The sequence below is a fragment of the Geomobilimonas luticola genome (assembly GCF_018476905.1).
Classification (GTDB): domain Bacteria; phylum Desulfobacterota; class Desulfuromonadia; order Geobacterales; family Geobacteraceae; genus Geomobilimonas; species Geomobilimonas luticola.
Genome location: NZ_JAHCVK010000002.1, coordinates 221,221 through 235,036, shown reverse-complemented (window position 1 = coordinate 235,036; position 13,816 = coordinate 221,221). Strand labels below are relative to the sequence as shown.

The window sequence follows — 13,816 nt, the reverse complement described above, 5'->3', positions numbered from 1 at the left end:
GTACTCATGACTATCGATGAAATCAGGCAGGAAATAGACCGGCTGGACAGTGAACTCCTTCGCATATTTAACGAACGGGCCACACTCGCTCTCAGGATTGGCGAGATAAAAAAGGGGTTGCACCTGCCGGTTTACGACCCTGCCCGTGAGAAACGCATATTCACGCGAATGAAGGGAGAAAATCCGGGGCCTTTGGACGATCAGGCCATTGTCAGACTGTTCGAACGGGTGATCGACGAGTCGCGGCGCCTGGAAAGAATCATGACGAATCAGGAAAGAAATTAGCTGCGGGGAAACCGTATAAATCCGAGGAGGAACTTACGTGCTGATTATCATGAAAAAAAGCGCCGACGAATCGGCGCTTGATCAGGTCAAGGAATATTTGATAACCAAAAATTTTGACATTCACCAATCAACTGGTGCCAACCGTATCATCATCGGCGTAATCGGCGACACGGACACGCTCGACATCAGGACGATCGAATCGATGCCCGGTGTTCTCCAGGTGATACGGATCACTAAGGAGGAATGACCGAATCAGGTCCGAACCGGCTACCTGAGCAACCGATAGAGATAAATGAACGTTCCGCCGACCGAAAGTGCGGACAGCATCCCGCCGATCTGGTTTACCAGCAAAGAGAATGCAATACGGTCGGAGTAGAGATCGACAGTATCGGCGATACCATTATTGGTGGCAAAGATGTGCCAGTCGTTATCCCAGCAGAAAACCTGCAGGTAGAGTTCCGACCCCTTCCAGAGAAAGATGAAAAAGAAGACGATCCCGAACGCCACAAATCCCTTGGAAATGACCGAATCCCGTATCTGGACGTATATCTTCCGGATGAGGTCGATATTGATGACAGCCAGAAATACCCAACTGGCATTCTCAATCATTCTTATATTCCGAAGGACCGTATACGTCGGTTCGGGATTGATGAAGATGAATACGGATGAGACACAGATCACCCCGAGTGTCCCCAGATATACAGCCGCCTTGCTCCCCCCGATGTCCAGCGTCCGGCTGAATACGTAGTACTCCTGAAAACCGTGGGTCATGACCATGATGGCGACCGTACCGATGATGTAGTGCACAGCTTCGAGCCGCGTGTAATCAGCCCATGGTGCGAGCAGGTAGAACTGACTCAGAAAAATCAGAAAAAACCCGACGGATATGCTCGTCCAAACACGAGCGTTGCCAATACTGAAGTAGAAACTCATCCCGCCGGCCAACAACCAGAATACTACCTGGATAATTCCTATAAGATTACCAATATCATCCATTTTTACCCTCCGGTTTAGTGCAAATCAAACCAACAGCATTCCAGGCAGAAGCCGTTTCACTTCCGGTTCAAGCTTTTGCCCGATTTGAAATTTCACTTTTCATGGTTTCCACCATCTCTTTGAGCTTGGTAAGACTGGTCAACAGCTTGGCACTCTTTTCCACACCGGCTAGGAACGTAATCACGCTCTCCTCTTTTTGCAGAGCCTCACGACCTCCTACCCCGCCCAGCTCCTTTTCAACGAGAGTTCGCCCCATTTTTCCGAGGTAGGCAGACGCAACTTCTTTCAGGTCGTCTTCCAGTTCTTTCAGTCGGGATTCACGCTCTTTGATTTCGCGCTCCTGACCGTCCCGCTTCATCTGGTTGATTTCCGCCGCATAACGCGCTTCCGTCGACCCCCAGAGTTTGTCAATATTGACCATCTCCAGCAGATCGTAGTCCATCAACTCGTCTGCACTCTGGGTGGAGAGAACATCGATTTTAGCACCGGGAAGACCGGCAATTTTCTGGGATTCGGTCGCGGACGTATCGATATCCTGGGTGCCGTCATGGAAAAAACCGAGTGGCGAACCATCCTTGTAAAAGATGAGCGCCGACCGTTCATCGGTATATATGCGAAGACAGCCGTTCAGTCGCTGTGCCTTGACCTTTTCCAGCAGCCCTTTTATATCTATGAGCTTTACTTCCTGACCGCGGTAGAGCATCTCCCCGTGCAATAGAGCATGAAGCCCCATGGTAAGGTCCTTTGACAGACGATACACATTGAGGCTGCCGCCACCTGCCATGATGTTGTTGCAGAGTCCGGCCATCGCCTCGAAGCCGGTCTGCCGCGTGGATCCACGCTCCAGCAATGCGCTGATGAGTTTCCCGCCTTCAAAAAAAAGAATGGCAGTCGATGTGGGAAAAGTAAAGTTTAGGTAACCGGTGAAGCTACCATTCTTCAGCTTTTCGAGCATTTCCGGCAATTTGATTTTTGCGGCAGGAATGTTCTCGTACAGCGGATTTCCTTTGGGAAGCAGGAACATCCTCGTCTCCTTGGTTTTATGTTGCGTTTATAATTAATAGATTTTTTCTTCGGTGTCAAAAGCAAAATAGCTGAAACGTCAAAGATTATCGCCGGCGAAGCTATCGTATATTTTTTCAAACATATGCTCGATCTTGAAAAACAGGGTCAGCAGGCTCGGATCGAAGTGGTTCCGGGGGTTGATGCGGTGATCTCCGTCACGAAACACGCCAATCGCCTCGGCATGACTCAGAGGTGGTTTGTAGCTCCGCCGCGACCGGAGCGCGTCGTAGACATCAGCTAGCTTGACAATGCGTCCCGATAACGGGATGTCTTCTCCCCGCAAGCCGTTGGGATAACCGCTTCCATCCCAATTCTCGTGGTGGGAGATGGCGATTTCTCGTGCAATGCGCAAACGCGGCGAATCCCCCAGTATCTGTTCGCCGTACACCGGGTGCATCTTGATGATGTCCAATTCCTGTTTATCCAGAGGGCTTTCCTTGAGCAGGATTGCCGCGGGAACTTTGATTTTCCCCACATCGTGCATCTGTGCCGAATAGGCAATAACTTCAACATAGTCGGCAGGTAGCCCCATATTTGCCGCAAGGGCACCGGCATAGCGGTTAACACGGATTATGTGCCTGCCGGTATCTTCCTCAGCCGCCTCACAGGCTCTGGCCAAAGCTTCGATGGTGTAGATGAAGGCCTTTTCCGTTTCCCTCATCTGGTCGGAGATGGTGAATACGGAGCCGATCACTACCGCAAGGCCACGGAGAACATCGGCATCATAATCGGTGGCACGTCCAGGATAATTGAAAGCGATTATGACACCCGGCATTTCCCCGCTTATACGGTAGGTGACGAAGTTCCTGATCACATCGCCAACAAACGCCTTGACGGCATTGGGGAAAAAATCCTGGTAATTTTCTACCGATTCGCAACTGTCACTCCAGTTGGAAACGACAACATCGGCATGCGTATCGATGATACCGGCAAAAGTTGCATAGTCGGTTAAAGTGTTGACGGCAATTTCTTCCGAACGTTCCGCAATTTCCCCATCACGGAGATGGAAAACGCGGCCGCGCAGCACACTATCGCCTTTCCCGTTGAACGCAACGAAAACACTGGCGGGGCCTCGTTTCCCCTTCCCTTTCAGAACCATCTGGAGCGCCTTGACTGAAAGCTCCTCCCCCGTAAAGCGCTTGCAGCAGATTTCCTGCAACGCCTCGTCGGTAAGCTTCAGCAGCTCCTGTGTCTGTCGCAGGGACATTTCGCAAAGTTCCTGGGACATCGGTGCCTCTCTTTCAGTTTCCACATGCCGTCGGATGCCTATATATACTCCACAAATCGTTATCCTGCAAGGACTTATAGGCAGCCCGCACCTTGACACTGAATCACGACTAATTATAATTACCTTATACTCAGGGAGGGCTTTGACTATGAGCGCATATGTGCAACCTTTCACTGTCAGGCAAAAATCACGCTCAGCGGAAGTGCTCAAGAACATTCCGTTTTTTTCATGTATGAACAAGAATGAACTTGCTGAAATCGAAAAGCTCCTGGTCCCCAAACGTATAAACAAAAACCAGGTGGTGCTGTTCGAGGAAGATACGCCCAATTACATGTATGTCGTTTATTCCGGCAAGGTACGGGCAGTTCACCAGAGCGAGGATGGCAAGGAGCGGATACTGGCCATTCACAAAAGGGGGGATTTTTTTGGCGAGATGGGCCTCCTGGACGGGAAAACAGCTCCCGCATCGGTCATTGCCATGGAAGACACGGAAATTGGTCTTCTCGCCAAACAGGACTTTGAAAAATTCATGCTGAAAAACAACAATGTGCTCTTGAATATCATCACCATGCTCTGTGCGAGATTCAGGGAATCGCTCTTGATGCTCAAGGCCATGAGCTTTGCAAATGCAGAACAACGGCTCAGGGAAGTGCTCAACAGCATGGCCAGGCTCTATGGGATAAAGGACCAGAGGGGGGTTATGATTTCATTGAAACTGACCCACAAGCAAATAGCCGATTATGCCTCAGTATCCCGCGAAACAGCTACCCGCCTGCTTGGAAAGCTCACAAACGATGGCGAAATCGAAATCCTCACCAACAAGAACATCCTCGTCAAACCAAATTTCTTCAATAAATTACAATGCTTGTAAAACATAGCGTAATATTTCTATTGACTTTCTCTCCATGATTGTGTAGCTATGTCTCCGAAAACAACAGCCGGAGATAGACGACAATACTAAACCATCCGCAAGGATGGGACGGAAAGCCCACGGGTCTCACCGAGACAGCCGGGTCGCCGAAATATCTAATCGATATTCAGCCCCGGCTTTTCTGTTTTCAAGACAATGTACCAGACGGAGCGCCCCACACGTTAACTGTTTTTAACAATATATATGCAAAATCTGTGACACAGGTCACAACTATTTTCCGAAGATTCCTGTATCAGTACACGTAACAATTGCATAGAAGAGATACACGACAATACTAAACCATCCGCAAGGATGGGACGGAAAGCCTAAGGGTCTCACCGAGACAGCCGGGTCGCCGAAATATCCTTCATAGATATTTTGCCCCGGCTTTTCTGCGTTCAGGTCACCATGTTTCCGGGGCAATTTATGGAGGTAGTACCGACATGCTTAGAGCCCTTGAAACATCCAGACGCCATTTTGGCGGCATCCTGGTTCAACGACTCTTCCCCCTTCTCTTTATCTTGCTTTTCCTCCCTCTTTTTTCCATTACTACGGCACTGGCGGCACAGACGACCCTCGCATGGGATCCGCCGGTTAACCCCGACGGGACCCCCTTCACGGGGGTTGCCGGATACAACCTGTATTTCGGCACCGCGTCCGGCACCTACACCCGGAGCATCAATACCGGCAACGTGACAAGTTATACCATCAGCAACCTGAATGATGGGACCACCTATTATTTCGTTGTTACCGACTATGACTATGCAGGTAACGAAAGCGGCTTTTCCAACGAAGTCAGCAAGACCTTTCCTGCTGCGACAGCCCCCCCTGTCCCCGCGTCCTATCAGATTACGGCGACCGCAGGTAACGGCGGCACCATCACCCCCCAGGGGAATGTCAGCGTAAACCAGGCCAGCAACCAGATTTCTACCATTAAAACCGTCACCGCCCCCCAAGGCACCAGTGTGTCATTTACCGTAACAGCCAACCAGGGTTACCAGCTATCAAACGTCACGGTGGACGGAATCTCGGCCGGCAAAATTACTTCGTACACTTTCAGCAACCTAAACAGCAACCACTCAATTGCTGCCAGCTTCACCACAACCGCAAGCACAACCTCACCAAAAGGAGATGTCGACAGTGACGGCGTCATATCTCTCGCCGATGCACTCACGACCCTCAGATCCGTGACCAATAACACGCAACTGACGGTCGATCAAAGAACACGGGCCGACGTCTGGCCACTCGATGCGTCCGGCAAGCCGCTGGGTGACAGCAGTGTCAACCTGAATGACGCACTCCTCATACTGCGGAGAGCTGTTGGACTGGTTACCTGGTAATAAGTCATGTTGAAATTTTCTAACGAAATACATGCCAAACATGTGATAAGGGTCACAGTTATTTCTCGAAAATTCCTGTAATAGTATATCTAACAATTGAATAGAAGTGATACACGATAATACTAAACCATCCGCAAGGATGGGACGGAAAGCCTAAGGGTCTCACCGAGACAGCCGGGTCGCCGAAATATCCTTCATAGATATTTTGCCCCGGCTTTTTTGTGTCTTCAATTACAGCCACTCACCGAACGATTAACGATAAGAAGAGAGGTGAAAAAACCGGTAGCACCGTAACAGCTTGAAAAGGGCAAACCGTCCGAAAGGGCGGGACGCAAAGCCGCTGGCCTAAGTCCCTAACCACCGGGATATGGCAGCAGGGATGCCAAGCGAAGATTCAGTACCTCACATAAATGGGCTGATTTCGCTCGGCGGATTAACCCAAACATGGAGGTACTCAATCGTGAAAACTCTTACTCACCTACAGAATACAATCGAACATTTCTTCTACCGCTCGTTAGTCATTGCGACAATAATGACCGTCATGATACTCCAGCTTACTACATATAGCCATGCTGCCATGACGACGCTGGCATGGGATCCGCCAGTCAATGCCGACGGAACCCCCTTCACGGGCATCAACGGCTACAAACTCCACGTTGGAAGTGCATCCCGCAACTACTCCCAGACCATCGACGTGGGGAACACGACTACCTATGCACTGAACAACCTCTCCGAAGGCTCGACGTATTATTTTACCGTAACCGACTATGATGGTGCCGGCAACGAAAGTGGCTACTCAAACGAGATCAGCAAGTCATTCCCCTTCACCTACTCCCTGACGGCAACTGCCAGTGCTGGCGGAACGATAGCGCCGGTTGGCAGCGTGACGACAAGCACCGCAACCAGCGGAACATCAACCATCACTTCCATGACAGTCAGCCAGGGAGGATCACAATCTTTTTCGATTATTCCCAACGCCGGCTACAGCATTGCTAATGTAACAGTTGATGGGGTCTCCGTCGGTGCAGTCAACACGTACACCTTTACCAACGTCACAGCAGACCACGCAATCACCGCAACTTTTGCAAGTTTCACTGCGTCCAGCACCTTTACCGTTACCGCCACTTCCGGCACCGGCGGCAGCATCACGCCGTCGGGCATAACCACAGTGAACAGCGGCGCCAGCCAGGTCTACACCATCGCCCCGACAGCCGGTTACAGGATCGCCGACGTAATAGTCGATGGCATCTCTGTTGGCGCAGTTTCAAGCTACACATTCAGCAATGTCGTCGCAAATCGTACTATCTCGGCGACATTTTCTGCAAGCACGTCGACTTCGACCACTTTTACCAGTTCTAGCGTTTGGCAGAATCAGTCAATTCCCTCGCAAAACGGAGTGTTCACAACCAGTTTCGACCTGATCCCTAATGATAACAACATTAACGCCTTGACAGTGCTGTCCGCTATGCCGGCGCAGGACGTTACCAACGGTGCGACAATGGTTCGATTCAACCCGACCGGCACCATCGATGCTCGCAACGGAAGCATATATGCCGCGGATGCGGCCATACCCTACACGGCTGGCAACACTTACCACGTACGCATGTTGGTCAACGTTACCAATCATACTTATGACGTCTATGTGGCACCTCAAGGAGGGGCCGAGATATGTTTGGCAACCGGTTATGCCTTTAGAACAGAACAGGCAAGTGCATCCCCTCTCAACAACCTCGGCTTCGTCGCCTTTACCGGCAGCCACCAAGTGTTGAATTTTGCCATAGCACCTCTTGTATCGTACTCCATTTCAGCCTCTGCCGGCACCGGTGGCAGCATCACCCCGTCCGGTAACACCTCAATGAACAGCGGTGCTTCTCAAACTTACACCATTGCTCCGTCAGCCGGGTACACAATCGCAGACGTAAAAGTTGACGGCATCTCCGTCGGAGCGGTGGCCAGCTACACCTTCAGCAACATCACCGCCAACCACACCATCACAGCCAACTTTGCAGCCACCCCTGTTACCTACACCCTTTCAGCCTCTGCCAGCGCCGGTGGCAGCATCACCCCGTCCGGAACCACCACGGTGAACAGCGGTGCCACCCAAACTTACACCTTCACTCCGGCAGTCGGTTACTCAATTGCCTCTGTAACCGTTGATGGCGTCTCCGTTGGGTCTGTTGCCAACTATACCTTCAACAGTATCACGGCAAACCACACGATCGTGGCAAACTTTGTCGTAACTGCAGGGCATTGGAACGATATAGGAACAGCCAAGATAGCCGGTCTGGATGGGTCAGCGCAATATATGATATGGAGTCCGATCAAGGCAGATGCAACGGGAACCGTAAACAAACTGAGAATTAGCATCCGTCAGTTCGGTTCCCCGACTCAACTCCGTTTGGCTTTATACAACAAGAGCGGTAAAAAACTGACAGAGGGAAGCGTAGTTGCCGCTGCTGCCGGCTACGTGGAAATATCCGTTAATCCGGTCTCCGTCTCCCAAGGAACTACCTATTACATCGCTGCCCAGGCAGCCTCAAACCTACTCTACAAATTCGATTGCGGGGCAGTGAGTGGAGGTTTTGAAGCCGCTAATGCATTCAGCAATGGTTTACCGTCGAGTTTGCCTGGCACCACAAAACGGTGGGGAAATTACTTGCTTACCGCCAGCATGTATATACGTTAGAATGGAATCAATCCACACCCACCGGGCAGTCGTAGACCGGCTGGGAGATAGAGAAAAATCTGCTGGAATATCTTTGCAATAGATTGGAAAACCGGATTCGCGGATACGGACAATTTGTACTTGACTCCGCCCATGACTGAATTTCAAAGAGTCTGTACAGAGTTGAACCGGATGGTAAAATAACAAGAAGGAGACCAACATGAAAAAATCACTAGAATACCTTTTAATATTATCCTGCGTTGTTTTGTTAGGAATTGCGCAGCAGTCAGAGGCAGCTATTTATTACGTGGATCAATCTGCTGGTGCTGACACAAATAACGGGAGCCAGTCGACGCCTTGGAAGAATATGCCAGGGTCAATGCAAACTAATAACTCCGGATATCTGGCTAACAATTGGGTGAAATTGCAGACTGGCGACACACTTATTGTTAAGGCTGGAACATACAACCACCGTTGGGTGATAAATTCAACCTATTACAGTTCAGGAGTAACGGTGCAACGGGACACGGCATCCGGTTCGGCAATCATCGACGGCACGGGACTTACTTTCGGTAGCTACGACTCGTTGGTGTTCATCGACAAAGTCGCCGACCTCACCATCGATGGTCTCACTGCTGCGGGTTTTACGGTGCAGAACTCTCCCATGTACGGACTTCGAGCGTGGGGTAATTCAGAGGCCATCAAGACTACCGGGCTGAAAGTCTATTTTCTGAAGGCTTATAACAACGGCTATCAAAACATCCTTGTTCAGAAGCAACAGAATTTCCATTTCAACAACATTGAAGTTAACGGCAACAGCAAAACAGGCGGCTACCAAGGTGGTTTTTACTTCGGGGATGATGGTGGGGGCAACGACAATGGCCTTGTTGAAAATGCCACATCGCACCATAATGGCTCACCCCCTGGAAGCAGTCCTGGCGGCAACAACGTGTATATCGGTTTCTGGATAACAAATTCCACCAATCTTACGTTCAAGAACTGTCAGGCATACGCAAATGCCGGGAGGGGCTTCGACATCGGCACCGTAGGTTCTGTCTCCACCACCACGGACAACATCAAAGTATTCAATTCAATTTCCCACAACAACTCTGTTGGATTCGGCGCAAACTTGGAAGATATAAGTGGCACAGCGAGAGTTTTCTTTGTGAACACCATCGCTACCAACAATGGTATGGGATACGACATTTACAACGGGATATCGGCCTATATCTACAATTCCATAGCAGCCTTCAATGGTACAGGGTTCTATGGAGCCAGCCAGGAAACTACTGGTGCTTATGCCAATCGGTATTACTATGCAGAGATAAAGAACACCATCTTTTACATGAACACCACAAACGATGTTGAGCAATTCAACATCAACAGCCTGTACAACTCCATTATTCCCATGGACTATAACTATTGGGGGTACGGGAAACAGGCCAAGGCAGTTTACTGGAACGATTCGACGGTATATGACCCGTATTTCTATAACACATCTTCAGCACCTGGAGGCACATCGCGGTCCTGGTATACCAAGCATGGCCAGGATGCTCATTCATTGAACTCCATTGACGGAAAATTGCCACAGTTTGTTTCAGCAGTTTCTAACTCATCTCAGACTTATAACTATGATTTCAATCTGCAGTCTACAAGCAATTTGCTCGGCAAGGGTACGCAACTGACAACATATACCTATATGAACGGGAAATCTCCGGTGACGACTACACTTCCAAGCGATGTAGCGGTTGCTTTAACAGTAGATATGAACGGTTATAAAAGACCAACCCCTATGTCAATCGGTCCCTATGAGTATGCCGGCACCACCCCTACCCCTCCCCCCGCAAGAAGTCTTCGAGAACTCATAAATTAACGTACGCGTGGGCCTTCCTGCATAATGCAGGAAGGCCCACGCTGAGAAATCCTTCCTTCTAATTTCCTAGGATATCATTTATGATATTTTTCAATCGCTGACTAAATATCTCACGACCATTCCTTGAAAACTGCTGTCGGTAAATCTCCTGTCCAAATTGCGCAAGTTCCAGTCGGTCATGTTCATTGGACAGCAATACATCAATCGATTCTTCAAGATCTTCAAGGTCCCACCGGAGAGGCCAATATGTTTGTTTGGGAATATAGATATCCGGCCAAGTTGATAGATGGGAAACATCTGGCATCATAACACAGGCTCCTGCCATGAACGCTTCGAACTCCCGGAAGCAGAGCTCTCCCCAGCCGAAAAGGCTTAGAACTATTTTAGATCTTTCAAGCAGTTTCAGGTAGTTCCGGCGGCTAAAGTTCTTTCCGCCTATGACACTACTTTCTAAATGCATGGTCGCGAGAATATCCAATGCTCGTATTCTCTGAAAGGCGACGGTCTTCCTCCGGTAATTAGTATGAAATAGGGCAACCAAGTTGACGTCCCGATTTATGATGGGGTTAGTCCATCTCACTCGGTGGTCTACATTACGTACCCGTTCCAAGAGATCAGTCAGGAGATACCCTACTCTCTCCAAGTACCCACCCGTCCGGCGGTCGCTGAGGCCAAGATTCCACGATAGCTCCAACTTAGATTCAGCGCCTACCGGCAGTGGAATATTCTCCTCATGATAAGAATCAGAAACGCCAAATCTCTGATGAAAATAGTCAGAGAAAATTCGATTCGCATACAAGCGCTGTCGGTAAAGATTCTTGTCCTTCAGATACTGTTTCTTGAGATATTTGTCCACATAGGGAAGAACTTCAAACTGAGTGTTCCCAGTACTGTCTCGCATATCAAACCAAGCAATTTTGCAGCCTCTACTGCGCATCTCCTTCAATTGGGCCAATATCCTTAAACGTTCCTGATGATCTTTCCGCTCGATATCGAAATGATGGGAACTTAACAACAAAATATCACAGTCAAACAGTTCATCAGAGATTTCTGAGTAAAAATCGAACCTCATGCCAAGTTCACTCAGGTAATACCTGTTCAGAAAAATTGGATACCAGTGAAAAGAGTCTCCCGTTATCTGGCTGGATAAAGAAAGAATTTTTTCATGCATGTAAGGTGGTGCATGACGAAAATACCCGCCGCAGCGGGAATCGAGAATGTGCAATCGTATCATGTGCATCCCACAACTAGGTTCGTTTAGACAGGAAGGTCTATTATTTTCTGCCTCAATTCCGCAAAGCAATAAAGGTAAATGCACCGGCGGTAGATAGCTGACGTTTCAGTTCTACGTCTTTTCTTTTTAACTTCCCTCCCAATAACCACCAGAGTCGGTGCAGTACATGCACTGGCAAAACAAGCGTTCGGGCAAGATTGCTAGGCATGTTCGGGAATAATATCATCTTGGCCTGAGCAAACAGTACCGACCAGTTGTCGTTCGGTGAGATCCGTTCAACCTCGAACCCGCCCGAATGAAGGGAATTGAATAATCCCAGATGTGAGTGGTGGTAGTAACTGTAATCATGAAAAGGCTCAAGAAAAGAAACTGTCCCAACAAATCGTCCACCTGGTTTTAGAACACGGTACGCCTCCTTCATCATAATATGCGGATACCGCATATGCTCCAAAGCGGCAATTGACAGAAGAAAGTCGAAACTACCATCCTTGAATGGCAAGGCATGAGCATCACCTAATATTGACGCTTCATCACAGTTATAGTCCAAGCCCACATAGGTGAATCCAGCCTTCTCACACACCTCTTTATGGATTGCCGTCCCGCAACCGATATCAAGCGCCAAACTAACTCCAGACCTTGCCTTAGGAAAATAACTGAGTATCTGCTTTGACAGATGACGAGGGGTTGACACCTGGTCGTAATTTACTTCAGGTGCCTCATTAGTTGTAAGCTGAGTGTAGGGGAACGTGTACTCGGGAGCTGAGCTAACTCCAATCCGAAATTCTCCGGAGTAAGTTCTCGGGCGGGGAAGTCGCAAGTCCAGCGGACCACCTGCGGAATAATGATATACTGCATCGCAGCCACTGCAGTGCACGCTATCTCTAACTGCCTCCAGAGCTTCGGAACAATAAGGACACGCTAGTGTATGCCACACTTCTTTCGTCAATTTATGTGACATAGCCATTCCTTTCTGCAGATTGGGTTAATAAGTCGATAACTGCAGCCAATTTGTGGCTGGAATAAGATATTTCGTATTTTTCAACTTCAGTCGCGATGGGGCTGTAGACTAGTCCTTCTTCATTAGATTTGAACCTTGTATAAAAGCCCAGCAATGTATTGTAGATGACCTCCTCTTCTGATACAGAAACGACAATGCCCGATTTGGTTCGTCGCACTATCTGCGCGACCTCACCGTCATGCTGGGCAATGGCGAATATAGGTTTGTTCAGACCAAGGTAATAGTAGAGTTTATGAGGTATGATCGCTTGACTGTACTCTGTTTCGTACATTAGTAAAATGAGCAAATCAGTTTCCGCCATAACCTCCATAGCCTTGACATGCGACAAAGTTCCGCAGAACTCGACAAAAGGAGCAAGGTGGTTATCGCGTATGAAGTCGAGAGCCTTCTTGGAAACAGTGCCACAGATCTTCAAGCAAAGATCGCCGTTGAGTGCATCAACAAGTCGCTTAACGACCACCAAATATTGTTCCCAGGGGAAACCGGTTTTATCGAAAAAGCCCATGTAACCCATGGTAAAAACAGTGTTACGTGATGTTTTACGTTTCCGGTCTAGAGCATATATTTCCTCACGGTCGTACCCAAGACCAACAACCGATATTTTTGCGTCAGGAACGTCGTAAAACCTGCTGTAGATATTTCTATTCCCTTCAGTGTTCGCGACAATGTGGTCTACGCTGTTGTAGATGATTCTTTCGAGAGACTTGATTACGTAATCGTGCATAAATGTAGGAGGTTTATAATTTACGAGCTTTACCGTCCACAAGTCCTCAAAGTCGCTGATCCATTTAATACATGTTATTTTTTTAAGAATCATACCTGTCAGATGAACACTTTCGGGAGGAGAAATGGTAATGATCGCATGTATATCAACCCTTGCTATTACGAACAAAGCTCTGACAACTGCAAATGGAACCCAATTTATATAGAGGTCAGGTACAAAGAATATGCTTTCAAAATATTCTTTTAGTCTCCATGAATTGAATACTTTTGAAAATAGTCTGAATGGTGTCTTATGAAAACAGAGCGTAGTATAGATTGTTAGAGGTTTTTTCAGTTCGTCATTGTAAACAGTATAATTCTGTTTCCTGTTTGTAATAACAATAGGTTCGTAGCCAAACTTCGACAACCCGTTGATGAGGCCCAGATTCCGCCCCCCCAGACCGGGAAAATCATCAGCTATGACGAGGACTTTACGCATA

General features: G+C 48.5%; 12 protein-coding genes and 4 riboswitches. Of the genes, 6 read left to right on the top strand and 6 right to left on the bottom strand.

Features of this window, described 5'->3' with window-relative positions; genetic code table 11:
- Positions 1–6: 6 nt before the first annotated feature.
- Together KI810_RS07730 and KI810_RS07725 are read left to right on the top strand one after the other, a co-directional pair.
- Positions 7–285, top strand: a complete 279-nt coding sequence (locus tag KI810_RS07730) for a chorismate mutase (RefSeq protein WP_214174936.1) — start codon at positions 7–9, stop codon at positions 283–285.
- A gap of 37 nt (positions 286–322) precedes the next feature.
- A complete protein-coding gene (locus tag KI810_RS07725) occupies positions 323–532 on the top strand; it encodes a hypothetical protein (RefSeq protein ID WP_214174935.1) in 210 nt (69 codons plus the stop codon).
- 20 nt (positions 533–552) lie between these two features.
- Here KI810_RS07725 and KI810_RS07720 read toward each other — a convergent pair whose 3' ends face one another.
- From KI810_RS07720 to KI810_RS07710, 3 genes are all read right to left on the bottom strand, one after another.
- On the bottom strand, positions 553–1,281 hold the full coding sequence (locus KI810_RS07720; RefSeq protein WP_214174934.1) for a hypothetical protein: 729 nt from the start codon (positions 1,279–1,281) through the stop codon (positions 553–555).
- A gap of 67 nt (positions 1,282–1,348) precedes the next feature.
- Complete coding sequence (locus KI810_RS07715; RefSeq protein WP_214174933.1) at positions 1,349–2,305, bottom strand: GTPase-activating protein; 957 nt, start codon at positions 2,303–2,305, stop codon at positions 1,349–1,351.
- Positions 2,306–2,383: 78 nt separating this feature from the next.
- The gene (locus KI810_RS07710) at positions 2,384–3,574 is read right to left on the bottom strand and encodes an HD-GYP domain-containing protein (RefSeq protein WP_214174932.1); all 1,191 of its coding nucleotides are present in this window, start codon (positions 3,572–3,574) and stop codon (positions 2,384–2,386) included.
- Between the two features lie 148 nt (positions 3,575–3,722).
- On the opposite strand from KI810_RS07710, the gene KI810_RS07705 reads away from it, so the two are divergent.
- From KI810_RS07705 to KI810_RS07690, 4 genes are all read left to right on the top strand, one after another.
- The gene (locus KI810_RS07705) at positions 3,723–4,445 is read left to right on the top strand and encodes a Crp/Fnr family transcriptional regulator (RefSeq protein ID WP_214174931.1); all 723 of its coding nucleotides are present in this window, start codon (positions 3,723–3,725) and stop codon (positions 4,443–4,445) included.
- Between the two features lie 75 nt (positions 4,446–4,520).
- A riboswitch (cyclic di-GMP riboswitch) is annotated at positions 4,521–4,596 on the top strand.
- A 172-nt stretch (positions 4,597–4,768) separates the two neighbouring features.
- Positions 4,769–4,844: riboswitch (cyclic di-GMP riboswitch) on the top strand.
- A gap of 83 nt (positions 4,845–4,927) precedes the next feature.
- The gene (locus KI810_RS07700) at positions 4,928–5,824 is read left to right on the top strand and encodes a fibronectin type III domain-containing protein (RefSeq protein WP_214174930.1); all 897 of its coding nucleotides are present in this window, start codon (positions 4,928–4,930) and stop codon (positions 5,822–5,824) included.
- 111 nt (positions 5,825–5,935) lie between these two features.
- Positions 5,936–6,011, top strand: a riboswitch (cyclic di-GMP riboswitch).
- Positions 6,012–6,120: 109 nt separating this feature from the next.
- Positions 6,121–6,211: riboswitch (cyclic di-GMP riboswitch) on the top strand.
- Positions 6,212–6,284: 73 nt separating this feature from the next.
- A complete protein-coding gene (locus KI810_RS07695) occupies positions 6,285–8,510 on the top strand; it encodes an InlB B-repeat-containing protein (RefSeq protein ID WP_214174929.1) in 2,226 nt (741 codons plus the stop codon).
- 199 nt (positions 8,511–8,709) lie between these two features.
- Positions 8,710–10,362 (top strand): hypothetical protein, encoded by a 1,653-nt coding sequence (locus KI810_RS07690; RefSeq protein ID WP_214174928.1) that lies wholly within the window; start codon positions 8,710–8,712, stop codon positions 10,360–10,362.
- Between the two features lie 58 nt (positions 10,363–10,420).
- Here KI810_RS07690 and KI810_RS07685 read toward each other — a convergent pair whose 3' ends face one another.
- The 3 genes from KI810_RS07685 to KI810_RS07675 are packed head-to-tail and all read right to left on the bottom strand — an operon-like array spanning position 10,421 to position 13,815.
- Positions 10,421–11,596 carry a glycosyltransferase gene (locus tag KI810_RS07685; protein ID WP_214174927.1) on the bottom strand — a complete coding sequence of 392 codons (1,176 nt, stop codon included), beginning with the start codon at positions 11,594–11,596 and terminating at the stop codon, positions 10,421–10,423.
- 52 nt (positions 11,597–11,648) lie between these two features.
- Positions 11,649–12,554 carry a class I SAM-dependent methyltransferase gene (locus KI810_RS17430; protein WP_214174926.1) on the bottom strand — a complete coding sequence of 302 codons (906 nt, stop codon included), beginning with the start codon at positions 12,552–12,554 and terminating at the stop codon, positions 11,649–11,651.
- Positions 12,544–13,815, bottom strand: a complete 1,272-nt coding sequence (locus tag KI810_RS07675; protein WP_214174925.1) for a glycosyltransferase family protein — start codon at positions 13,813–13,815, stop codon at positions 12,544–12,546. The genes KI810_RS17430 and KI810_RS07675 overlap by 11 nt, the downstream gene beginning before the upstream one ends.
- Position 13,816 lies beyond the last annotated feature (1 nt).